23 protein-coding genes are annotated in these 22,753 nt (G+C 70.4%); 13 read left to right on the top strand and 10 right to left on the bottom strand.

The window, feature by feature from the left end; genetic code table 11:
• The first annotated feature begins 13 nt into the window (after positions 1-13).
• Both purU and SOM19_RS02290 read left to right on the top strand, forming a co-directional pair.
• Positions 14-892, top strand: coding sequence for a formyltetrahydrofolate deformylase (purU, locus tag SOM19_RS02295; RefSeq protein ID WP_320484932.1), 879 nt, complete (start codon positions 14-16; stop codon positions 890-892).
• Positions 893-915: 23 nt separating this feature from the next.
• Positions 916-1,647, top strand: coding sequence for an EI24 domain-containing protein (locus tag SOM19_RS02290; RefSeq protein WP_320484931.1), 732 nt, complete (start codon positions 916-918; stop codon positions 1,645-1,647).
• A 19-nt stretch (positions 1,648-1,666) separates the two neighbouring features.
• Here the strand turns inward: SOM19_RS02290 and SOM19_RS02285 are convergent, their stop codons facing one another.
• Entirely contained in the window at positions 1,667-2,758 is a 1,092-nt protein-coding gene (locus tag SOM19_RS02285) for a serine hydrolase domain-containing protein (RefSeq protein WP_320484930.1), read from the bottom strand.
• A 62-nt stretch (positions 2,759-2,820) separates the two neighbouring features.
• On the opposite strand from SOM19_RS02285, the gene SOM19_RS02280 reads away from it, so the two are divergent.
• Positions 2,821-3,339, top strand: coding sequence for a PadR family transcriptional regulator (locus SOM19_RS02280; protein WP_320484929.1), 519 nt, complete (start codon positions 2,821-2,823; stop codon positions 3,337-3,339).
• A 66-nt stretch (positions 3,340-3,405) separates the two neighbouring features.
• On the opposite strand, the gene SOM19_RS02275 is transcribed toward SOM19_RS02280, so the two are convergent.
• On the bottom strand, positions 3,406-4,458 hold the full coding sequence (locus SOM19_RS02275) for a CorA family divalent cation transporter (protein ID WP_320484928.1): 1,053 nt from the start codon (positions 4,456-4,458) through the stop codon (positions 3,406-3,408).
• An 80-nt stretch (positions 4,459-4,538) separates the two neighbouring features.
• Positions 4,539-4,856, bottom strand: coding sequence for a hypothetical protein (locus SOM19_RS02270; RefSeq protein WP_320484927.1), 318 nt, complete (start codon positions 4,854-4,856; stop codon positions 4,539-4,541).
• A 113-nt stretch (positions 4,857-4,969) separates the two neighbouring features.
• Here SOM19_RS02270 and arfB point away from each other — a divergent pair, with 113 nt between their 5' ends.
• Together arfB and SOM19_RS02260 are read left to right on the top strand one after the other, a co-directional pair.
• Positions 4,970-5,407, top strand: coding sequence for an alternative ribosome rescue aminoacyl-tRNA hydrolase ArfB (gene arfB / locus SOM19_RS02265; protein ID WP_320484926.1), 438 nt, complete (start codon positions 4,970-4,972; stop codon positions 5,405-5,407).
• A gap of 74 nt (positions 5,408-5,481) precedes the next feature.
• Positions 5,482-6,162 carry a Type 1 glutamine amidotransferase-like domain-containing protein gene (locus SOM19_RS02260; RefSeq protein WP_320484925.1) on the top strand — a complete coding sequence of 227 codons (681 nt, stop codon included), beginning with the start codon at positions 5,482-5,484 and terminating at the stop codon, positions 6,160-6,162.
• A 50-nt stretch (positions 6,163-6,212) separates the two neighbouring features.
• Here the strand turns inward: SOM19_RS02260 and SOM19_RS02255 are convergent, their stop codons facing one another.
• The 3 genes from SOM19_RS02255 to SOM19_RS02245 all read right to left on the bottom strand — a co-directional run bounded on the left by SOM19_RS02255 (position 6,213) and on the right by SOM19_RS02245 (position 9,451).
• On the bottom strand, positions 6,213-6,443 hold the full coding sequence (locus tag SOM19_RS02255; RefSeq protein WP_320484924.1) for a YkvA family protein: 231 nt from the start codon (positions 6,441-6,443) through the stop codon (positions 6,213-6,215).
• Between the two features lie 42 nt (positions 6,444-6,485).
• The gene (locus SOM19_RS02250) at positions 6,486-7,403 is read right to left on the bottom strand and encodes a serine hydrolase (protein WP_491715920.1); all 918 of its coding nucleotides are present in this window, start codon (positions 7,401-7,403) and stop codon (positions 6,486-6,488) included.
• 83 nt (positions 7,404-7,486) lie between these two features.
• Positions 7,487-9,451: a M13 family metallopeptidase gene (locus tag SOM19_RS02245; RefSeq protein WP_320484923.1), complete on the bottom strand. Its 1,965-nt coding sequence runs from the start codon at positions 9,449-9,451 to the stop codon at positions 7,487-7,489.
• 115 nt (positions 9,452-9,566) lie between these two features.
• Between SOM19_RS02245 and SOM19_RS02240 the strand changes: the two genes are divergently transcribed.
• The 3 genes from SOM19_RS02240 (at position 9,567) to SOM19_RS02230 (ending at position 13,244) form a co-directional block, all read left to right on the top strand.
• Positions 9,567-10,892, top strand: coding sequence for an MATE family efflux transporter (locus tag SOM19_RS02240; RefSeq protein ID WP_320484922.1), 1,326 nt, complete (start codon positions 9,567-9,569; stop codon positions 10,890-10,892).
• 82 nt (positions 10,893-10,974) lie between these two features.
• A complete protein-coding gene (locus SOM19_RS02235; protein ID WP_320484921.1) occupies positions 10,975-12,036 on the top strand; it encodes a semialdehyde dehydrogenase in 1,062 nt (353 codons plus the stop codon).
• The gene (locus SOM19_RS02230) at positions 12,033-13,244 is read left to right on the top strand and encodes an NAD(P)/FAD-dependent oxidoreductase (protein WP_320484920.1); all 1,212 of its coding nucleotides are present in this window, start codon (positions 12,033-12,035) and stop codon (positions 13,242-13,244) included. The genes SOM19_RS02235 and SOM19_RS02230 overlap by 4 nt, the downstream gene beginning before the upstream one ends.
• Before the next feature lie 78 nt (positions 13,245-13,322).
• On the opposite strand, the gene SOM19_RS02225 is transcribed toward SOM19_RS02230, so the two are convergent.
• Entirely contained in the window at positions 13,323-13,958 is a 636-nt protein-coding gene (locus SOM19_RS02225; protein ID WP_320484919.1) for a TrmH family RNA methyltransferase, read from the bottom strand.
• Positions 13,959-14,064: 106 nt separating this feature from the next.
• Here SOM19_RS02225 and SOM19_RS02220 point away from each other — a divergent pair, with 106 nt between their 5' ends.
• The 3 genes from SOM19_RS02220 (at position 14,065) to SOM19_RS02210 (ending at position 18,102) form a co-directional block, all read left to right on the top strand.
• Positions 14,065-15,504, top strand: coding sequence for an Nramp family divalent metal transporter (locus tag SOM19_RS02220; RefSeq protein ID WP_320484918.1), 1,440 nt, complete (start codon positions 14,065-14,067; stop codon positions 15,502-15,504).
• 23 nt (positions 15,505-15,527) lie between these two features.
• Positions 15,528-16,163 carry a metal-dependent transcriptional regulator gene (locus tag SOM19_RS02215; protein ID WP_320484917.1) on the top strand — a complete coding sequence of 212 codons (636 nt, stop codon included), beginning with the start codon at positions 15,528-15,530 and terminating at the stop codon, positions 16,161-16,163.
• Positions 16,164-16,521: 358 nt separating this feature from the next.
• Entirely contained in the window at positions 16,522-18,102 is a 1,581-nt protein-coding gene (locus tag SOM19_RS02210) for a hypothetical protein (RefSeq protein WP_320484916.1), read from the top strand.
• A gap of 53 nt (positions 18,103-18,155) precedes the next feature.
• Here SOM19_RS02210 and SOM19_RS02205 read toward each other — a convergent pair whose 3' ends face one another.
• Positions 18,156-19,115 (bottom strand): SDR family NAD(P)-dependent oxidoreductase, encoded by a 960-nt coding sequence (locus SOM19_RS02205; RefSeq protein WP_414683619.1) that lies wholly within the window; start codon positions 19,113-19,115, stop codon positions 18,156-18,158.
• A 38-nt stretch (positions 19,116-19,153) separates the two neighbouring features.
• Between SOM19_RS02205 and SOM19_RS02200 the strand changes: the two genes are divergently transcribed.
• Both SOM19_RS02200 and SOM19_RS02195 read left to right on the top strand, forming a co-directional pair.
• Positions 19,154-19,963, top strand: coding sequence for an HAD-IIA family hydrolase (locus SOM19_RS02200; RefSeq protein ID WP_320484914.1), 810 nt, complete (start codon positions 19,154-19,156; stop codon positions 19,961-19,963).
• A gap of 524 nt (positions 19,964-20,487) precedes the next feature.
• Entirely contained in the window at positions 20,488-21,060 is a 573-nt protein-coding gene (locus tag SOM19_RS02195; RefSeq protein WP_320484913.1) for a YdeI/OmpD-associated family protein, read from the top strand.
• 129 nt (positions 21,061-21,189) lie between these two features.
• On the opposite strand, the gene pyrE is transcribed toward SOM19_RS02195, so the two are convergent.
• Positions 21,190-21,768 (bottom strand): orotate phosphoribosyltransferase, encoded by a 579-nt coding sequence (gene pyrE, locus SOM19_RS02190; protein WP_320484912.1) that lies wholly within the window; start codon positions 21,766-21,768, stop codon positions 21,190-21,192.
• Between the two features lie 87 nt (positions 21,769-21,855).
• The gene (locus SOM19_RS02185; protein ID WP_320484911.1) at positions 21,856-22,644 is read right to left on the bottom strand and encodes a S1 family peptidase; all 789 of its coding nucleotides are present in this window, start codon (positions 22,642-22,644) and stop codon (positions 21,856-21,858) included.
• Between the last annotated feature and the right edge of the window lie 109 nt (positions 22,645-22,753).

Genomic DNA, 22,753 nt, shown 5'->3' with positions numbered 1-22,753 from the left:
GCAGAATCGTTGCATGGCCGCCCACAGCCCGCATCTTCTGCCCGACCACGCCTGCCTGATCGTCCACGGCAGCGACCGCCCGGGGATCGTCGCGGCCGTCTCGGCGCTCATCACGCGCAACCGCGGAAACATCGTCGCCTTCGACCAGTACTCCGACGACCCCACCGGCGGCGCCTACTTCCAGCGGGTCCTGTTCCACCGGCCTGACCTGTCGGCCGCGCTGCCCGAGATCGAGGCCGACCTCGGCCGCACGCTGGAGGGCAGCGATCTGCGGTGGACGATCACCGACCAGTCCGTGCCCAAGCGCATGGCGATCCTCGCCTCGAAGCAGGATCACTGCCTGCTCGATCTGCTCTGGCGCCACCGCCGCGGCGACCTGCCGGTGACCATCCCGATGGTGATCTCGAACCACACCGACGCGGCCGAAGACGTGCGCTCGTTCGGGGTTCCGTTCTTCCACGTGCCCTCGACGCCGGGGCCCGACAAGTCGGCGTCCGAGGCGGAGATCGTGAAGCTGCTCGCCGGGAACGTCGACTTCGTGGTCCTCGCCCGCTACATGCAGATCCTCTCGGCGGACTTCCTCGAGAAGCTCGCGGTGCCGGTGATCAACATCCATCACTCCTTCCTGCCCGCCTTCATCGGGGCCGAGCCCTACAAGAAGGCCAAAGAGCGGGGCGTCAAGCTGATCGGGGCGACGTCGCACTACGTGACGACCGACCTGGACGAGGGTCCGATCATCGATCAGGACACGATCCGGGTGACCCACGCCGACACCGTCGCCGAACTCGCGCGGCGCGGCGCCGACGTGGAGCGCCAGGTGCTCTCACGCGCGGTGCTGTGGCACGCGCAGGATCGCGTCATCCAGCACGGCAACCACACGATCGTCTTCTGACGGCCAGGCGAAGGCTGCCGTCGATGCGCGAATTCGCTCGAGGAGTCGCCCTGCTGGGCCGCGGCTTCGCGTATTGGCGACGCCGTCCGGGCGTCATGGCGCTCGGCCTGCTTCCGGCGGCGCTCGTCGCCGTGCTGCTCCTCTCGGGTCTGATCGCACTGGGCACTTCCCTCCCGGGCCTCACCGAGGCGGTCACCCCGTTCGCGGAGGGATGGCCGGGGCTCTGGGTCACCGTCATCCGTGTCGCCGTGGGAACCGCGGTGTTCGGCGGTGCGCTCGTGCTGGTGGCGGTCTCGTTCACCGCGCTCACGCTCCTGGTCGGGGAGCCCTTCTACGAGCGCATCTGGCGCACCGTGGAGTCCGAGGCCGGCGCAGCGCCCATCGATGCGGACTATGGATTCTGGCGTTCGCTCGGCGACAGCATCCGGCTCCTGGCACGAGGGTTCGGTGTCGCGATCGCGGCCGCCCTGCTGGGACTCATCCCCGTGGTGGGCGGGGTCATCGGCACCGTCTTCGCCGTGACCTTCACGGGATGGCTGCTCGCCGACGAACTCACCGCGCGCGCTCTGACGGCTCGGGGGATCGCCCGTGGCGCGCGCCGTCAGCTGATGCGAAAGCACCGAGCCCGGGCACTCGGCTTCGGCGTCGCCACGCAGCTGTGCTTCCTGGTGCCCCTCGGCGCGGTCGCGACCATGCCGGCGGCCGTGGCAGGATCCACGCTCCTCGCTCGCTCGATGCTGGAGCCGCCCCGCTGAGCATCAGCGAATCGCGCCCTCAGCGTCGCGCCCGCAGCACGCGCTGCAGCAGCTGGATGTGGAGCTGGAAGCTCCGGGTCATCTCGCGGGTGGAGTGCAGGTTGAGGACGAGGGTGATGTCGCGCTCCGGGTCGGAGAACAGGTGCACGCCCGTCACGCCGAGATGACCGATCGTGCGGGGCAGCCCCACCAGCAGGGGGAAGAAGCCCGGGTAGCGCAGCTGCATCACTCCGGCGCCGTAGTGGATGCCCGACCGGAATCGGTGCTCGATGCGCGTCATCCGTGCGCGCGATCCCCCGCCGATCAGCGCGCCGCCGTGCCACGCGCCGGCGAACCGGTGGAGGTCGTCGAGGGTGGTGGCGAGGCCGCCGCCGCCCCAGTCGCAGCTGAGGCTCCGCGCACGGCTGAGGTCGACGCCGTCGACGAGGATCGGCGCGATGTCGAGAGCCGCGCCGGGGTCGGATGCGGTGGATGCCCCACCGCCGGGCAGCGTGTGGAACAGCAGGCACGAGGCATCCATCCCGGCAGGACCGAGAATCCGCTCGTGCAGCTGCGCGCCCAGCGACGCCCCACCCGACTCCTCGATCAGCCGCGCGAGAAGCACGTACCCGGTGTCGGAGTACGAGAAGCGCTCGCCCGGTGCCCCGACGGGCCGCTGGTGCGCGCGTGAGAACGCGATCAGATCCCGCGGTGCGAACAGCTCGTCCCGGTCGGCGGTCACTCGTGCCGTGAAGGAGCGGCTCGTGTCGTTGGGGCCCTCGAAGTAGTCGGCGACGCCGCTCGTGTGGGTGAGCAGCTGCAGCGGGGTGACGGATGCCGCACCCGCGGCTCCTGCTCCGACGAAGAGTCCGTCGATCTCGTCCCGCGGAAGGAGGGACGTGAGCGGGGCGGTCATGTCGAGCCGCCCGCTCTCGGCGAGCTGGAATGCCAGGGTGGCCGTCAGCATCTTCCCGACGCTCGCGGAGTGGAAGCGGCGGCGGCGGTCGCCCGACGTGACATGCAGCCCCGGGGCGCTCACCAGCACCTGCGGTTCGGGAAGATCTCGGCGCTTGCGTGCGAAACGAGCGGCGATGGTATGCAGATCCTCCGCGATGCCGGAGTGTCGACCCATTTCTATACTCCCTTGAGATATATCTAAGGGATAGGTTGGCACAATTCGAGGAGGATGGATACATGCAGTTCGTCATCCTCGGCCTTCTCCTGCTCGCGCCGATGTCGCTCTACGACCTTCACAAGCAGTTCTCGGCCGGTCCGTCGCTGTTCTACAGCGCCAGCTTCGGAAGCCTGCAGCGCGCGCTCCGGCAGCTCGTCGAGCAGGGTCTCGTCACGGCGACGGATGCTCCGGACTCCGCGCGGAGGCGCAAACTGCACTCGCCGACCGCTGAAGGCATCGCCGCATGGCACAGCTGGATGCACGAGCCGATCGGGGGCGCCCACGCCGAGACGGCGATGCTGGCGAAGGTCTACCTGCTCGGACTGTTGGAACCGGGCCAGGAGCGCGACGACGCGCTCGCCGCGCTGAAGACGAGCGTGAACGCCGCTCTGGCGGAACTGCGCGAGGTCGCGCGTGCGCTCGACGCCGAGGACGTCCCCGCGCCCTTCGCCGACGTCTTCCGGTACCAGCGCGCCACGCTGGACTACGGCCTCCGTTCGCACGAGTTCGCCCTGGAGTGGCTGAACGAACTCCACTGAGTCCGCGGGGGCCGGCCGCCGGCGGGGTGGGTCCGAGCGTCAGCGGTCGGCCGCGTGCGGTCGCGGTCAGAGCCAGCCGCGGCGCTTGAACATGACGTAGATGATCACGTCGACGATGACCATGGCCGCGCCGATGGCGAGCCAGCCGTACTGCCACTGGACGAGCGGGATGTTCTCGAAGTTCATGCCGTAGAGCCCGGCGATCAGGGTCGGGAGGGCGAGCAGTGCGGCGAACGACGAGATGGTGCGCATGTCCTTGTTCTGCCGCGCGGACACGTTGTTCTCATGACTGGAGAGGATCGCATCCAGTGCGCGGCTCTGGTTGTTGATGAGCGCGGCCGTCCCCGCGGCGTCATCCAGAAGATCGTGCAGGTAGGGCACGATCTGCTCGCGCCCGACGGTGAGGGCCTCGAGGTGCTCGGTGCTCTCGCGCAGCGCTGCGGCGATGCTCGAAACCGCGCGGTCGATGCGGCCGATGTCCTTGCGGATCTTGTAGATGCGCCGATGATCCTCGGCGGTCTCGTCGTTGAAGACCTGCTCCTCCAGCTCCTCGAGGTCGGACTCGACATCTGCGGCGGCTTTGGCGTAGCCGTCGACGAGGTCGGCCATGATCGTGTACGCCGCGGGCATGGCCGCGTTGCGCAGGTTCTCCGGGGCATCGCCGAGCAGCTGCGGCAGGTCGGTGAGAACACCGCCCTCACCTCGCTGCACCGTGAGAAGCCACCCGTCGCCGATGTACACGTAGGTCTGTCCCAAGACGAGGTCGTCGGAATCCTCGTCCGGAAGGATGCTCCACAGCAGGATGAACAGGTGCTCGGCGAACTTCTGGATCTTCGGCTGCTGCCGCCCCGACACGACATCGGCGGCCGCGAGCGGATGGATGTCGAGCGTCTCCCGTGCCGCATCCACGGTGTCCTCGTCCGGATCGACGAGGTGAAGCCACACGAACCCGTCCTTGCGCTGCGCCTTGCGGACGAGCGCCGGCACGTCGGCCAGGTCCGTTTCCGCGGGCTCGATGGTGTCAGCGACCAGGAAGATCTCCAGCCGGCCGGGTGACTCGCCGGATGCTTCGGTGGATGCCTCGGTGGCATCGGACTGCGCGGTGCGTGTGGTGGCCATGCCAGATGGTAGGTCGGGAGGCACCGGCAGGCCCACGGCTTGACAACGGCCCTCCCAGGCGGTCCGACCGAGTCGGGCTCCTACGTCTGCTGCAGGTAGTGGCGCACCCGATCGTCGCGTTCCACCAGGTATCGGTCGTCTTCGGGGTAGAACACGGCGCGCTCGAGGTCCTCGCCGGCGAACCGCCTGATCGCGTCCAGCGACTCCCAGCGCGACACCGTGGTGACCTCGGTGCGGCCGTCACCGAGATCTCGAGTCAGCAGCCAGGCGTCGGTGTTGCCCGCCGTCGTGCGATAGGCGGACATCCCGGTGCGCTCGACGTACGCCACGTAGTCGTCCGTGTCTTCCGTGCGCACGACGCCCGTCCACATGCGCACGACCGCTCGCTGCTCCGCCATGTCTCCAGGGTGCACCCGTCATCACCGTGCGGAGAACGAATTTCCGCCAGGAATCGGCGTGAAACCGACATGCTCCACTTCGGTGGGCCCGGTCACCGGAGCATGATGGGTGAATGCCCGCCCCGCACCGTCCCGGCCTCCGCGTCGGCTCGGGAGTCACCATCCCCGAGTCCGAGCTGTCCTGGCGGTTCTCGCGATCGTCCGGCCCGGGAGGCCAAGGGGTGAACACCGCGGACTCGCGCGCCGAGCTCGTCTGGGATGCCGCGCGGTCCACGGCGCTCTCGCCGCTCCAACGCGAGCGACTCCTGGAACGCCTGAGCGGCCGGCTCGTGGACGGAGTGCTGACGATCGCCGCCTCGGAGCACCGAGCCCAGCTGCGCAATCGCGAAGCCGCGCGTGATCGGCTCGCTGCTCTCGTGGAAGACGCGCTGCGGCCGCCGTCGCCGTCCCGACGCCCGACGAAGCCGGGTCGGGGAGCCAGGGAGCGGCGCCTGAAGGCCAAGAAGCAGCGCGCCGACGTCAAACGGCTGCGTCGACCACCCGACGACTGACGCCGACATTCCCGCACCCGTCGCGCCCGTCCCTCCCGTCCCGCCTGTCCCGCCCGTCCCCGAGGAAGGAAATCATGAAACTGCTCCTCACGTCCGCCGGCATCACGAACCCGAGCATCCACGACGCGCTCGTCGGCCTGCTGGACAAGCCCATCGACGAGTCCAGCGCGCTCTGCATCCCCACGGCGGGCTACGGGCACCCCTGGGTGTCGCCCGTCCGAGCGTCGGCCTTCATCAGCGGTCGCGAGCCGGAGAATCCGATGGCCGGCCTCGGCTGGCGTTCGGTGGGCGTGCTCGAGCTCACCGCACTGCCCACGATCGCCCGTGAGCGCTGGACAGGGTGGGTCGCGGAGGCGGACGTGCTGCTGGTCAACGGCGGCGACGCCATGTATCTGGCGTACTGGATGCGGCAGTCAGGGCTCGCCGAGCTCCTGCCCACGCTGCGCGACAAGGTGTGGGTCGGGTTGAGTGCGGGCAGCATGGTGATGACTCCGCGGGTGGGAGCGGAGTTCCTGTCATGGGACCCTCCGCTCACCCCCGGCGACGAGACACTCGGCGTCGTCGACTTCTCGATCTGTCCGCACCTGGCCGAACCCGGGGCGCCGGGCAACACGATGGCCGCAGCGGAGAAGTGGGCGAGCGGGATCGGCGGCCCGGCGTACGCCATCGACGACCGGACCGCGATACGGGTCGTCGATGGAACCGTCGACGTGGTCTCTGAGGGGAACTGGAAGTTCTTCCCCGGAGGGAGCTGACACCGCCGGCGCCGCGGAGCGGCAGCAACCCGGTTCGCCGAGCGCCCGTCCTATTTCGCGGGCAGCGCGGCCTGCCACCGCCGCTTCTCGCGGGCGAACAGGACGGCGAATATGCCCCAGACACCGACGTCGTCGGCGAATCCCAGCGGCCCGAGTACCAGTTCGGGGATCAGATCGATCGGCACGAAGGTGTAGACGACAGCGCCGATCGCCACGACCCACGTCGTCGGTGCGACGCGGTGCTCGCGCAGTCTGACCGCCTTGAGGAACCTCCACCACATGCATCAAGTGTGCGCCACAACACGGAGGATGGCGCTGATCCGTCAGAACACGTACTCCATCAGCTCCATGCCGAGCGTGCGGAACGCTTCGTGCGCGCGCATGCGGTGCATGATCGACAGGTCGTCGAAGCAGACGATGAGGGCGTACGACACGCCGGCCCGCGGACCGGCCAGCACTCCCGCTTCGACGCGGATGCCGGCATCCCGGCCCGTCTTGTTGATGAAGAGCAGGCCGTGCTCGTCGTTCTCGTGCGAGAACGGGTCGAGGCCGGTCGCGGAGGCGACGAGCGACAGATCGTGGTTGAGGCTCAGCCACTCGGCGACCTGAGCGCTGACGCTCGCCGAGACGATCTGCGAGTTGACCAGGGCGGCGAAGACCTCGGCGAGCTCGCGCGCCGATCCGAGCGCGAAGTGCGGCGCGTCGTCGGGTCCGCGCTCATCCCGGAAGCGGTCGAGCATCGCGGATCGCGCGAGGCCGAGCTTCTCGATCCGGGCGCGCACGGCGGGCAGGCCGACCCGCGAGAGCAGGGCGTTCGCGGCGAGCGCGTCGCCGGTGGACGCGGCGAGCACCGCGAGGTCGACCAGCGGGAGCGCCGGCGCCTTGAGGTGCTGCCAGACCCCTCCCACGGCGACGGCGTCGACGTGCGAGCGTTCGATGATCTCGAGCGGATCGAGGCTTCCCGACTCGAATCCCGCCGCGACCTCGATCAGCAGCGGGACGACCCCGAGTCCGGCGACGGGAAGCGTGACGAAGTCGTCGCCGGCGAGCACCGACGTGCCGCGATCGAGGTCGGTGATGCGCACCGAGATCTTCGCGCCGGACGTGGCGAGGTCATCGAGCGCCTTGAGCGTCGATGTGAACGATCTGCGTCCGACCGCCGCCCTCCTCGGCAGTCTTCTGCTCGTGCTTCGTCGCGACCCCCGTAGCGACTCGGCATCCCTTCTGGGCTCAGTGCCCACGGGCGGGGTTCCTTCCGGTGGATTCGGGTGGGGTGGGGTGCGCCGCGAAGGCGCGGAGGGCTGCGGGCGGCAGGCCCGCGAGCTCACCAGATGGTGACGCGCTGCTCCTCGTCGAGCCACAGGGCGTCGGACTCCGTCACGTCGAACGCCTCGTAGAACGCGTCGATGTTGCGGACGATCTGGTTGCAGCGGAACTCGTTGGGCGAGTGCGGGTCGATCGTCAGCAGGCGGATGGTTTCGGCATCCCGTCCCTTCTGCTGCCAGATCTGGCCCCAGCTCAGGAGCAGCCGCTGCACGCCGGTGAATCCGTCGATGACCGGCGCCTCGGCACCGCCCAGGGACAGCTCGTAAGCCCGCAGCGCGATGCCGAGCCCGCCCAGGTCGCCGATGTTCTCGCCGATCGTGAGCGACCCGTTGACCTTGTAGTCGCCTTCCAGACCCTCGGGCGTGAGGGCGTCGTACTGGTCGATCAGGTTCTTGGTGCGCACCTCGAATGCGGCGCGATCGTCGTCGGTCCACCAGTCGCGCAGCGAGCCGTCGCCGTCGAAGCGGCTGCCCTGGTCATCGAACCCGTGACCGATCTCGTGGCCGATGACCGCGCCGATGCCGCCGTAGTTGGCGGCCGCGTCGCGCTCGGCGTCGAAGAACGGGTACTGCAGGATCGCCGCCGGGAACACGATCTCGTTCATCAGCGGGTTGTAGTACGCGTTGACCGTCTGCGGGGTCATGTACCACTCGTCGCGGTCGATCGGCTGGCCGATCTTGTCGAGCTGGCGGTCGTGCTCCCACACATGGGCTCGCCGCACGTTGCCGAGCAGGTCTGCGGCGTCGATCTCGAGCGTGGAGTAGTCCTTCCACTTGACCGGGTAGCCGATCTTCGGGGTGAAGGCGTCGAGCTTCGCGAGGGCCCGCTCGCGGGTCTCGGGCGTCATCCACTCGAGCTGAGTGATCGACTGCCGGTACGCCTCGATCAGGTTGGCGACGAGCTCGTCCATCGCGACCTTGGAGGCAGGCGGGAAGTGACGCTCGACGTAGACGCGGCCGATGGCCTCGCCGAGTGCGGCCTCGGTCAGCGCGACGCCGCGCTTCCACCGCTCGCGGTTCACCGGGACTCCGGTGAGCTGCGTGCCGTAGAACGCGAAGTTCTCGTCGACGAACTCGTCCGACAGGAACGACGCCGAGCCGTGCACGATCGCGAAGCGCAGCCACGCCTTCCAGTCCTCGAGCCGGTCCTCGCGAAGGAGCGATCCGAGGCCCTCGACGAAGCTGGGCTGGTAGACGTTCACCTCGGTGAACGCGCCGGCGTGCGAGGCCGCCACGCCCTCGATCCACGGACCGAGGTCGACACCGGCGAGCGCCTGGACGTCGGCCCACGGCTTGAGGTTGTAGGTCGCGACGGCGTCGCGGCTCTTCACGTTGTCCCAGTGATGCGTGGCGAGTTCGGTCTCGAGCGTGATGATGCGATCGGCGGATGCGGCGGCATCCGCCACCCCCGCCAGTTCGAGCATCTTCTGGACGTGCGCCCGGAAGGCGATGCGCGTCGGCTCGAAGTTCTCGAGCCGGTAGTAGCTCTCGTCCGGCAGCGACAGGCCGCCCTGGATGATGAACGGCACGTAGCGCCGGGGGTTGCCCGGGTCGGGCTCGATGTAGAGGTGCACGAGGCTGGCGAGGCCGTCCCGCTCGAGCTCGCCCACCGTGCGGAGGAAGGACGGGATGTCGTTCACCGCGTCGACCCGGGCGAGAGGCTCGACGAGCGGCGCGGCCCCGAGCGCCGTGATGCGCTCGGTGTCCATGAAGCTCGTGTAGAGGTCGCCGATCTTGCGCGTCTCGGTGCCGGGGTCGGCGGCGCGAGACTCCTCGACGATGACGCGGACGTCGGTCTCGGCCTGCTCGGCGATGAGGTGGAACGAGCCCCAGCGGGCCTTGTCTTCGGGGATGTCGGTGCGTTCGAGCCACGAGCCGTTGACGTGGCGGAACAGGTCGTCCTGCGGGCGGATCTCGGCGCTGAGCTCCTCGAGCGCGAGACCGGAGCGGGGGGCATCGGTCATGCGTTCCAGAATAGGTCCCACGACTCACGCGGCCCGCCGATCTTCCGTTGATTCACTGACGTGACCGCATTGTGATGAGAAGCCGGTCGTCGCAGCCCACGCCTAGGCTCGGAGGGTGACGAGCCGTCCCGACACGCTGAACCGCGACATCCGTCGGCTCGCCGTCCCCGCGCTCGGCGCCCTCGTCGCCGAGCCGCTGTTCCTCATCGTCGACTCGGCCCTGGTCGGGCACCTCGGCGTGACGCCGCTGGCGGGCCTCGGCATCGCGTCGGCGGTGCTGCAGACGATCGTCGGGCTGATGGTGTTCCTCGCCTACTCGACCACGCCGGCGGTCGCACGACGGTTCGGCGCGGGTGACCGCACGGGTGCGGTCTCGGTGGGCATCGACGGCATGTGGCTGGCGCTCGGCATCGGGGCCGTGCTGGCGCTCGCGGGCTCCTTCGCCACGCCGTTCCTCGTCGGGCTGTTCGGAGCGACTCCGCTGGTCGCCGACCAGGCCGAGATCTACCTCGGCATCTCGATGTGGGGCCTGCCGGCGATGCTCATCGTGTTCGCCGCGACCGGACTGCTCCGGGGCATGCAGGACACGGTGACCCCGCTGTGGATCGCGGGCCTCGGGTTCGGGGCCAACGCCCTGCTGAACTGGCTCTTCATCTACGGTCTCGGCTGGGGCATCGCGGGTTCGGCCACCGGCACCGTCGTGGCGCAGTGGGGAATGGTCGGCGCGTTCGTGATCGTCATCGGCCGGGTCGCGCGCCGGCACGAGGCATCCGTCCGCCCGCATCGCGAGGGAGTGCGGGGGTCGGCGCGATCGGGCGGGTGGCTCTTCGTGCGCACCGTCTCGCTGCGCGTCGCACTGCTCGCGACGGTCGCCGTCGCGGCCACTCTCGGAACCGAGGAGCTGGCCGGCTGGCAGGTCGCCTTCACCATCTTCTCGACGGCGGCCTTCGCGCTCGATGCACTCGCGATCGCCGCTCAGGCGCTGATCGGCAAGGGGCTCGGCGAGGAGGATCGGCCACTGGTGCGGCGAGTGCTCGGGCGCACCCTCGCGTGGGGCGCCTGGTTCGGCGTGATCGTCGGCGTGGTGATCGGTGCGCTGTCCGGCGTCATCGGCCTGGTGTTCACCGGCGATCCGGCGATCGCCGCGCTCGTGCAGCCGGCGCTGATCGTGCTCGCCGTCGCCCAGCCGGTCTGCGGCGTGGTGTTCGTGCTCGACGGCGTGCTGATCGGGGCGGGCGATGCGAAGTACCTGGCGATCGCGGGCGGGCTGAACCTCGTGCCCTACCTGCCCGTCCTCGTCGTCGTCGCGGCGCTCCAGCCGGCCGGGGCCGCGGGGCTGGCGTGGCTCGCGGTCGCCTTCTTCGGCGTGTACATGCTCGCGCGCCTGGCCACGCTGGGCTGGCGCGTGCGGGGTGCCGCCTGGATGAACGTCCCGGTCTGATCGGCTCCCGCCGGGTATCAGCGCGGGGCCCCGTCGCTCTTCTCCGCATGGCGCGCACTCGCGGCGCCGGGAGGAGCATCCTGTGTCCGGTTCCGGAACTTTCGCGTTCACCGTCCACCCGCGCGGCCGGCTGCGCGAGGACCTCGCACGTGCGTGGCGGCCGCTGGGCCTCGTGCCCGAGGCGGTGTACGACGCGGCCCTGCGGCGCCTCCCGCTGCCCCCGGTCACGATGGCGACGGCGCAGATCGGCGGCGAGCGGGTCGGCGATGTCGTGCTCGTGCCGTTCGGTGCTCGGCACCTTCTCGCCGACGTCGTCGGCGGCCGCCGACGGGTCGGACAAGCCGTCGACCGCGCGGTGGCGCTCGGGGCCGACGTCGTCGGGCTGGGTGCGCTCACCGCGACCGTCACGGCGGGGGGCATGACGCTGGGCGAGCGCACCGACATCGGAGTGACCAACGGCAACGCGTTCACGGCGGCGATCGTGGAGGACCAGATCCGGCTGCTGCTCGACCGCACCGCGGGCGGCGGATCCCGCCCGCACATCGCGATCGTCGGTGCCAGCGGCAGCGTCGGCTCCGCGGTCACGAGGCTGCTGGCGCGTGATCCGGCCGGTGCTCGGCTGACGCTCATCGCCCGGACTGCGCCCCGGCTCGACGCACTCGCGGCCGATGTCGCCGATTCCGTCGAGGTCGCCGTCGCGCACACCATCGACGCCGTCGCCGACGCGGACCTCGTGGTGCTGCTGACGGCCTCCGCAGACACGCTGCTGGGCCCGCAGCACCTGGCGCCCGGCGCCGTGGTGCTCGACGCCACGCAGCCGCGCAACACCTCCCCCGACCTGCGCGTGCAGCGCCCCGACGTGCTGATCGTCGACGGCGGGATCGTCTCGGTCCCCTCGCTGCGGCTCCGGGGCGGCGACATCGGGCTGCCGGACGGGCGCTCGTACGCCTGCTTCGCCGAGACCGCGATCCTCGCACTCACCGGACACCGCGGCCACTTCTCGCTGGGCAACCCGACACTCGAGCGGATCGACGAGATTCGTGCCCGAGCGCGCGAGCTCAGTCACCTGGGGTTCCGGGCAGCGGAGCCGACCAGCTTCGGCGCCCCGATCGCACTCGAGTCCCGCTCGGCGGTGATCGCATGACCCGCGTGCTGCTGCTCGGGGGCGGCTACGTCACGCTCCACGCCTACGCCACGCTCCTTCGGCGGATCGGTCGCAGGGTGCGCAGCGGCGAGGTGGAGATCGTCGTCATCTCGGCCGATCGGGCCCATCGATTCCACGGCTTCACCGGCGAGCTCATCGCCGGGATGGTCGACTCTGACCGCCTGGCGACGCCGCTGACCGAGGCGATGCCGGACGCCCGGATCATCCTGGGGCGAGCGGTCGACATCGATCCGCTGCGCCGCGAGGTCGTCTACCGGCGCGACGGAGACGAGACCGATGCCACCCTCGGCTACGACCACCTCGTGGTGGGAACCGGGGCCAAGGAGCCCACCGCACACGTGCCCGGGCTGCGCGAGCACGGTCACACGCTGCGGGGTCCGGATGAGATCGGCGAGCTCGCGGAGCAGCTGGCCGCCAGGCCCGGATCGCCGGTCGTCGTGGCCGGAGGCGGCGTCGCCGGTGCCGAGCTGGCGGCGGCGATCGCGGACCGCGGCCACCCGGTGACGCTGGTCCACTCGGGCGCGAGGCTGCTCGGCGAATGGGCCGACCAGCCGCGGCTCGTGGCCCGCACCGAGGCGGAGCTCGCGCGCCTCGGGGTGCGGGTCCTCGCCGGGACGCGCCTCGCGCGGGTCGCTGCCTCGGCCGCGATGCTGTCGGACGGCACGTCGATCCCGGCGGGCACCGTGGTCGCGGCGACCGGGCAGCGGCCCGTGCGCATCCCGGGCCTGGGCCGCTGGCGCGACGAGCACGGGCGGCTGCGCACCCGGCGCACGCTTGCGGTCGCGCCCGGGGTGTGGGCGGCGGGTGACGGGGCGCGCGTGACGCACCCGGTGACAGGAGTGTCCGTGCCCGCCAACGCGCTGTGGGCGATCAAGGGCGGCGACCACATCGGTCGCTCCGTCGCCCGGGAGCTCGGTGGACGGCGCGCGCGGCGTTTCGGCTACCGCGGCCTCGGGCGGGCGGCGTCCTTCGGGTTCGGGCACGGGATCGCCGAGCTGTACGGCATCCCCCTCACCGGCGCCGTCGCCTGGCTGATGCGCCTCGCCTTCTTCCTCCGCTTCATGCCGTCGCGGCGTCGAGCGGCCGCGGTAGTGGCCGACCTGACGCGGTACGCGGTCCGGCCGCGTCGGCAGCGGGTGGGACGAGCGGCGGCGGGCGCTCCGGCGCTCCTCCCCACGGGGTCCTGAGGGCCCCGCAGGACGTGAGGCGTTTCGTCTCGCTTCGGCTCGCTCAACGACCGGGGGCCGGGGACCGGGGGCCGGGGGTCAGGCCCAGCGGCGGCACCACTCGTACATCACGACGGCGCCGGCCGCGCTGGCGTTGATCGACCGGGTCGAGCCGTACTGCGTGATCTCGACGACAGCGGATGCCGCACCGACCGCCTCGGGCGACAGCCCCGGGCCCTCCTGCCCGAACAGCAGCACGCAGTGCTCGGGCAGATCGGCGCGGTCCAGCGGCACCGAGCCGTCGACGTTGTCGATCGCGATGATGGGGAGGGATGCGGCATCCGCCCACTGCCGGAAGGCCTCGACGGACTCGTGGTGGCGCACGCGCTGATAGCGGTCGGTGACCATCGCCCCACGGCGGTTCCACCGGCGGCGGCCGATGATGTGCACCTCGGCGGCGAGGAAGGCGTTGGCGCTGCGCACGATCGACCCGATGTTCATGTCGTGCTGCCAGTTCTCGATCGCCACGTGGAATCCGTGCCGGCGCTGGTCGAGGTCGGCCACGATGGCGTCCATCGTCCAGTAGCGGTAGACGTCCACCACGTTGCGCCGGTCGCCGTGCTCCAGCAGCTCGCGGTCGTACCGGGGATCGTCGGGCCAGGAGTCCGGCCCTCCCGGCCAGGGTCCGACGCCGACGGGAAGCACGGGCTCGGCCTGGTCGGGGGTCTCGCTCACCGGCTCAGGCTACCCGCCGCGCGGTCCCCACTCCGCTCCCCGCCGCTCGGCCAGGTCCGCCGGCACAACACTTTTCGGTGCGCCGAAATCCGACTAGGATTTCGGTATGCCGAAAGATGCCGACGCCGTCGCCGAGGACCGCGTGACGCAGCCCCCCGCAGCTCGCGGCCGTCGAGGGCTCACCACCCCGCGCGCGGCCTGGCTGATCGGCCCGGCCCTCGTCGCCGGCGTGGCCTATCTCGACCCGGGCAACGTCGCGAGCAACATGACGGCCGGCGCGGTGTACGGGTATCTGCTCGTCTGGGTCGTGGTGCTCGGCAACGTCATGGCGTGGCTCATCCAGTACCTCTCGGCCAAGCTCGGCATCGTCACCGGGCGGAGCCTGCCCGAGACCCTGGGCGCGCGCATCCGGAGCACCTGGGGGCGCCGCGCCTACTGGCTGCAGGCCGAGCTCGTCGCCATGGCGACCGACATCGCCGAGGTGATCGGCGGCGCCGTCGCGCTCAACCTGCTGTTCGGGGTGCCGTTGCTGTGGGGCGGGGTGATCACCGGCACCGTGTCGATCGTGCTGCTGCTGGTGCAGTCGCGGCGCGGCCCGCGCACCTTCGAGTTCGTGGTGATCGGGATGGTCGCGATCATCGCGATCGGCTTCACCTACGGGGTCTTCCTCGCGCCGCCCGATCCCGCCGGTGTCGTGGCCGGCCTCGTGCCGCGCTTCGAGGACACCGGGTCGGTGCTGCTGGCGGCGTCGATCCTCGGTGCGACGATCATGCCGCACGCCATCTACGCGCACAGCGCGCTCGCCCGGGACCGGTTCGCGCCTCCTCGGTCGTTGAGCGAGCGAGGAACGAGCGGGACGAAACGCCCAGGACCATCGTCAGGCGTCGGTTCGGCGCGGTTCGGCTCGCTCCGCTCGCTCAATGACCAGGCAGCGACCGATGTGAGCCCGGGCCCACGCATCGAGGTTCCGATCGAGGAGCTGCGCGGCATCCCGACCGCCCGCCTGCTGCGCGCGACGAAGTGGGACGTCAGCATCGCAATGCTCATCGCGGGCACTGTGAACCTGTGCATCCTGCTGCTCGCTGCCGCGAACCTCGCCGGCGTCCCCGGCACCGACACGCTCGAGGGGGCGTACGACGCGCTCGAGGCCGGCCTCGGCCCGCTCGTGGCAACGCTGTTCGCGATCGGCCTGCTCGCGAGCGGCCTCGCCTCGACGTCGGTCGGCGCCTACGCGGGCGCCGAGATCATGCACGGGCTGCTGCACATCCGGGTGCCGCTGCTCGCCCGCAGGCTGGTCACCCTGATCCCGGCACTCGTGATCCTGGCGCTGGGCGTGGACCCGACACTCGCCCTGGTGCTCAGCCAGGTGGTGCTGTCGTTCGGCATCCCGTTCGCGCTCGTTCCGCTGGTCGCGCTGACCGCGAAGGCCGACGTGCTCGGGAAGTACCGCAACCGGGTCCTGACGACGGTGGCGGGGATCGCAGCATCCGTCTTCCTCATCGCCCTCAACGCGATCCTGCTGTGGCTCGTGCTCACGGGCGCCTGATCCGGGGCCGGTAGCCTGACATCGTGGTTTCCCCTGCCGTCGACGACTACCTCAAGACGATCTACCACCACACCGAGTGGCAGACCGAGCGCATCACGCCGTCCCAGCTGGCGGCCGAGCTGGGCCTCGCGCCGTCGAGTGTCACCGAGATGGTGCAGAAGCTCTCGGCGCAGGGGCTCGTCACCCACCGCCCGTACGGTCCGATCGGACTCACCGAGGCGGGCGAGGTGCGGGCCGCCGCGATCATCCGCCGCCACCGCCTCATCGAGACCTGGCTCGTGCGCGAGTTCGGGTACGCCTGGGACGAGGTGCACGACGAGGCCGAGGTCCTCGAGCACACGATCAGCGACCGGCTCCTCGAGGGCATCGACGAGCGGCTCGGACGCCCGCGCTTCGATCCCCACGGCGACGCGATCCCGGATGCCGCGGGCCATGTCGAGCGCGTGCCCTTCGTGCTGCTCGCGACGGCGGTCGCCGGACACACCGGCAGCGTCCTGCGCGTGAGCGACCGCGACCCCGAGCTGCTCCGGGCCGTCGAGGCGGCCGGCGTCGCGGTGGGGGCCGAGGCGACGGTCCAGGATGCCGCGACCCTCCGCATCGGCGGCATTGACGTCTCCCTTCCTTCCGCCGCGGCCGATGCGGTGTGGCTCAGCGCCTGACCCGCGAGCGCCCGAGACGAGCCGCCGTCCACCTCGCCGCAGGCAACCGGACACGGCGGTTTATGCAAACCCATGGATTTGAGCGGCACCGGGGTGATCAGCCGGTCGGAGGTGCCCTTGACGCTCCGGACACGCGGGGGGATACTTCCCGGTGGGGAGTCCTTCGGGACGGCGGGCACGCCCGATCGCGCGGGCGCAGTTCGGCGGCGATGCCGCACGCACACTTCTACATTCCAATCCGAAAGCAGCGATCATCCGTGTGCGCGGCGCACCGCCGACGCGACAGCCTCGCTCTAAGGGGAGAGCGATCCTCCACATCCGTGGGCGACCACGGTCAATGGAGGGGAAAACTACAACCATGTTCAGGCGAACATTCGCGATCGCGGCTGGGGCCGCGCTCGTGCTCGCGGGGGCGCTGGCAGTCCAGCCCGCCGCGGCGATCGATCTCGGGCCGCAGGGCGGCGCGACAGCGGAGTGCAAGGCGGCGGGCTTCGACTACGGTGTCAAGCTCGACACCGGCGGAGGACCCGCCACATATGTCTACGACGACGACGGCCCCTGGTCACCCACCGGCCTGCCGATCGCGCTGACGGTCACGATCGACGGCGACAACTCCTTCGAGTGGTGGGCGAACCCCGCCGTGGCCGGAGTGCTGATCAAGGCGGGCCAGGGCTACACGATCCTCGGCGGCGGCACGTACGGCACGGGGACTCCCAGCAGCGGGAAGGGCATCAGCCACATCACCTTCTGCTACGACGACGGACCGGAGGGCGACCCCGAGGAGCACCTCACGGTGACGAAGACCGTCGACACGTCGTGGCACCGTCAGCACCACTGGGATCTGGACAAGAGCGTCGACATGAACGATGTCTACCTCTACGTCCCCGGTCAGGGCGCGGGCAAGCCCAGCAGCGCCACGGCGCACTGGACGGTGACCGTCGACTACGCCGAGCCTCCCACCGACAGCGACTTCATGGTGTGGGGAACGATCACCGTGAAGAACGACGGCGACACGACCGTCATCGTCGATGACGTCATGGACGTGATCACGGTCGACATGGCGGAGACGGCGGTCACGGTGGACTGCGGGGTCGATCTCTCAACCACCAACGTCACGCTCGTGCCCGGCGCATCGCTGGAATGCACCTACGAGTACGAGGCCGGCAGCGCGATCGACGGCACCAACACGGCCACGGCGATGACCACCGTCGGAGACGAGTACGAGTCTCTCGCGATGCCGATCAACTGGAGCGCCACCCCGACGACCGAGGCCGACAAGACGGTCACGGTCACCGACGTCAGCGACCTGCTCGGTGAGCAGTCGAAGACGTTCACGGCGCCGACAGGCGGCTCGCTCACCTACGAGCACACCTTCTCGTGGGGCTGGTACGACGCGTACAGCGATCCGAAGTGCGGCGACTTCGCGTACCCGAACGTCGCCACCCTGACGGGAGACGACGGCTATCCCTTGGCTGAGGACACCGAGACGGTGAACGTCCACGTCCAGTGCGAGGTCTTCCAGGGCGAGACGGCGTGGGCGGCCAACACCACCGCGGGAACGCTGCCGTACAACAAGAAGGGCGGCAACTGGGCGACGTACGTGGCGTACACCGCGGGCACCACGAAGACGTACAACGTGTACGCCGGTCAGACGATGCTCGCCGGGACGGCGACCATTGCCCCCGCGGGCGCCGGCTACGTCACCGTGACGGTGGATCTGGCGGAGTCTCCGGTGAACTGGGACTTCGCGGACTCCGTCTCCAACCTGAAGATCCAGACGTATTCGAGCGCGCCGAGCGGCAACCCGTCGCCGGGGCTGTTCGCGTACAAGACGACGTGTGTGATGGACACATGCACGTCAGGGCCCATCCCGGTCGCCAAGTTCTACGGCATCCACCTGGATGTCGGGGTCTTGGTACCCGACCCGATGTTCCCGTGATCAACGGGAGGTGAGCGCCTGCGGGGAGTCGGTGAGGGCTCCCCGCAGGCGTGTCAGGCGGAGGCTGCTGCCGCCGCCTTCGCGAACGGCCAGCGCACGCCGGTCGCCGTCTCGGCGGCCTGCCACAGGCGGGCGGCGATCTCGGGGTCGCGCGTGATCCTGGAGGCCTGCTGCCGGCGCGGAACGCCTCGTGCGACGGTCCTCGGACCCCAGAACTCGCCGCCCTCGATCTGTGGATCCGCGAGTGCGCGGACCAGCGTCCAGGCGCCGTGCTCCTTGGACTGCGTGATCAGGGCCTGCAGGTTGTCGGCGAACCGGGTCGTCTTCGTCGGGGCGTTGACCCCGGCGATCCCTGGGGTGCGACCGCTCGTCGAGTAGCCCGGGTGTGCGACCACGCTCGCCACCGGCACACCGGCCGCGCGCAGCCGCCGGTCGGCCTCGAAGCCGAGGGAGCTCGTCGCGATCTTGGACTGCACGTACGCGCGCCAGGCCGAGTAGTTCTCGGTGAGCTGCGGGTCGACCGGGTCGTAGGGGGTGAGCGAGGTCGACATGCTCCCCACCCAGACCATGCGACCCCCGGCTTCGGCGAGCGCGGGCAGCAGCTCGCCGGCGAGGGCGAAGTGGCCGAGCGCGTTCGTGGCGAACACGACCTCGTGCCCGTCGACCGTCGTCTCGCGCGACTTCGGCGGGTGCACGATCCCCGCGTTGAGCAGGACCCCGTCGAGGGGCCCTCTCCCCCGCACGCTGGCCGCGGCAGAGCGCACGGAGCCGAGGTTGCTGGTGTCGAGCACGAGCGTCTCGGTGAGGTCGAGCGCGGCATCCGGATTCCGACGCCGCAGGGCCGCACGGGCCGCAGCCAGCCGATTCGGGTGGCGACCGGTCATGAACACGCGGGCGCCGGCGCGGACGAGCTGCTCCGAGGCGAAGTAGCCCAGACCAGCGTTCGATCCGGTCACGAGATAAGCGCGCCCGGACAGGTCGGGGAGGCGGCGGGGATCCCACGTCGTGCGCACGACTTCGACCATAACCCCACGGCCCCTAGGCTGGGCGCATGCGGACCCGTGCCGAGATCGAATGCTGGCTGACCGATATGGACGGGGTCCTCGTCCACGAGAACACGCCGATCCCGGGGGCGTCCCAGCTGCTGGAGCAGTGGCGGGACTCGGGCACGCCGTTCCTGGTGCTGACGAACAACTCGATCTTCACGCCGCGCGACCTGAGCGCCCGGCTCCGCGCGTCAGGGCTCATCGTCCCGGAGGAGTCGATCTGGACGTCGGCGCTCGCCACGGCCGACTTCCTGCGCAGCCAGATGCCCGGCGGCACCGCGTTCGTGATCGGCGAGGCGGGCCTCACGACGGCGCTGCACGAGGCCGGCTTCATCATGACCGAGACCGAGCCCGACTACGTCGTCGTCGGCGAGACCCGCAACTACTCGTTCGAGGCGATCACGAAGGCCATCCGCTTCATCGGCGCCGGCGCCAGGTTCATCGCGACCAACCCCGACGCGACCGGCCCCTCGGTCGACGGCGTGCTGCCGGCCACGGGAGCCATCACGGCGCTCATCACGAAGGCGATCGGCATGGAGCCCTACGTCGTGGGCAAGCCGAACCCGATGATGTTCCGCTCCGCGCTCAACCGCATCGGCGCCCACTCCGAGAACACCGGGATGATCGGCGACCGCATGGACACCGACATCGTCGCCGGCATCGAGGCCGGTCTCCACACCGTGCTGGTGCTCACCGGGATCAGCGATCCGGCCGAGATCCAGCGCTACCCCTTCCGGCCCGACGAGGTGCTCGACTCCGTCGCCGATCTGCTCGTCAAGGAGCCGTTCGAGGCCGAGGAGGCCGACATCCTCTGACGGGTCCCCCGGCAGCGCGCAGGTCGCCAAGGCACGGGCTCCCTCGCGCGAGTCGCACACGCACGCGTCCGCCGCGCGCCGCGTCGCGACCGCCGCGCGCACACGCGTCCGCTGCGAGCCGCGAGCCCGCCGCAGGCCGCGAGTCGCCAAGACACGCCGGACGCGACCCCGCTCCACCGGCGTGTCTTGGCGACTCGACGGACCCAAGGGTCGGGCGGCACGGGCGACCCGTGCGACACAAGGGTCGCGGGGCCGGTCACGAGCCGCGCGCACCTGCCGCGAGCCGCGCGGGCAACTGCCGCGAGCCGCGAGTCGCCAAGACACGCCGGATGCCATCCCGCTCCACCGGCGTGTCTTGGCGACTCGACGGACCCAAGGGTCGGGCGGCACGGGCGACCCGAGCGACACAAGGGTCGGGCGGCACGGGCGACCCGAGCGACACAAGGGTCGCGCGCGGAACCGACGAGTCGATGGCAGGTCAGCGACAGCGCAGGGTGTCGGCTGATCCGGGTATCGTCGCGGTCATGGGTGCGTTGGATGACGGCGAGAAGATACTGGCACCGGATGCCGCGACCTGGCGTCAGTGGCTCGTCGAGAACCATCGCACCTCGAAGGGCGCCTGGCTCGTCCGCGCCCGGGCCGGGTCGGACGTCACCGTCATCGCCTACGAGGATGCGATCCGGCATGCGCTGTGCTTCGGCTGGATCGACGGGCCGGTGCGCACCTTCGATGAGTCCACCGGCGGCCTGTGGTTCGCGCCGCGTCGTCCGTCGAGCGGGTGGGCGGCGAGGAACAAGGCGCGGCTGATCGAACTGGAGGCCGCCGGGCTGATGACCGAGGCGGGCATCCGTGCGGTCGAGGTGGCCAAAGCGAACGGCTCGTGGGTCGTGTTCGACAACGCCGAGGCGATGATCGAGCCCGACGACTTCGCGGCGGCGCTCGATGCTCAGCCGGCGGCGCGGGTCGGATGGGATGCCTTTCCCCCGTCCGCGCGGAAGATGGGGATCGGCCTCGTCGACTCCGCCCGACGGCCCGACACCCGCGCCGCGCGGATCGCGAAGCTCGTGGCCGACGCCGCAGAAGGGAAGCGACCGTGATGTCCGAGTTCGAGCAGACGCTCCTGTTCGCGGCGACGGGCGTCGTGCTCGTCGGAACGCTGATCGTGTTCGTGTGGCAGTGGATGCGCCACCGCGACGACGACGACTGACCGGGCGCCGCGCGGTCGCCTACTGCGGCGCCAGCCCGAGGTCGTCGAGGTCGATCGCTGCGAGCCACTGCAGACCCTCGGCCTCGACGGCAGCCTGAGCGCCGGTCTTGCGGTCGACGATCACGGCGACGGCGACGGGCTCGGCGCCTTCGCGGCGCAGTGCCTCGACCGCCTTGAGCGCGGACTGACCCGTGGTGGACGTGTCTTCGAGCACCACGACGCGCCGGCCCGCGACATCCGCCCCCTCCACCTGGCGACCGCGACCGTGGTCCTTCGGCTCCTTGCGCACGACGAAGGCGTCGAGCGGCGTCTCGGTGCGAGCGGACTCGTGCATCACCGCGTTGGCGATCGGATCGGCGCCGAGCGTGAGCCCGCCGACCGCCACGACGCCGTCGACGTCGCGCACGAGGTCGAGCATGATCCGTCCGATGGCGGGGGCCGCCCGATGGTCGAGCGTCAGCTTGCGCATGTCGACGTAGTACGTGGCCTTCTTGCCGCTCGAGAGCGTGAAGTCCCCGTGGAACACCGCCTCGGCTCTGATGAGGGCGATGAGGTTCTGGCGGTCGGACTCGAGCTCGGGCGTTGAGGCGGCGGTCATGGGGACGATTCTACGGATGCCGCGGCACGGCGAAGCCGGTGCGACCGCTGGTCGCACCGGCTTCGTGATCCGTCGCTCAGCGCCTCATCAGAGGAACGTGCTGATCCATTCGAGGTCGTCGGCGCGGTCGATGCGGTACACGCCGCCCGTACCGCCGCAGGCGGAGTTCAGCCCGAACGAGGTGACCCCGGCGATGACGTTGGTCGAGCCGATGAAGTTCGGACCGCCCGAGTCGCCGTAGCAGGTGCCGCCCGTGTGCGCGTTGTTCGACAGCAGCAGTGACCCGTCACCCGTGAAGCCCGTGTTGATCTGCACGAGCTTCGGGTACGACACCATGCGGAGCCGCACGGCCTCGTTCTTCCAGGCGGCGGCATCGGGGAAGCTCTTCTGCAGCCCGTACCCGACGGCGGTGAAGGTCGCCGTCTTCTTGCCGGTCTGGACGAGCGAGTCCAGCTGGTTCAGGGTCGGCAGAGCGCCGTACTCGTCGAGGATGACCGGCTCGTCGAGGACGACCACCCCGACGTCGTAAAGGTAGAAGGCGTTGTCGTCGTAGTCCGGGTGCGTATACGGGGTGCCGCTCACCTCGCCGTCCGTCGGATAGCCGATGGCCGCGGCATCCCGGAGGTCGTCATCGAACCACAGCTCGACGTGATCGGCTCCGTAGGTGCAGTGACCGGCCGTCAGATAGACCGTCGATGAGATCAGCGTGCCGCTGCACCGCCAGGCAGGCTCGCCGTCGACGAAGGCGACCATGAGGCCGACCTCCGGGTGGGCGTCGCCGTCGGGAACGCCGTCTGTGATGGCCTGGGCCGGTGCCGCACTCAGTCCGATGAGTGCGAGTGCCGCGATGGTGGCGGCGAGCGCTTTGTGACGCATGATGCTACCCCTCTCCCTGGGTTGCGAAGAGCATGCCACCGGCGCGCGCCGACCACAAGGATCAGCGCGCAGCCAGCGGCTTCGCCGCGCGCCCGCGTCCGGGCCCGCG

This window comes from Microbacterium sp. CFBP9034, from assembly GCF_034045255.1.
In the GTDB taxonomy this organism is placed as follows: Bacteria; Actinomycetota; Actinomycetes; order Actinomycetales; family Microbacteriaceae; genus Microbacterium.
The sequence above is the reverse complement of the archived record's forward strand: the minus strand, read 5'-3'. Positions and strand labels throughout refer to the sequence as shown.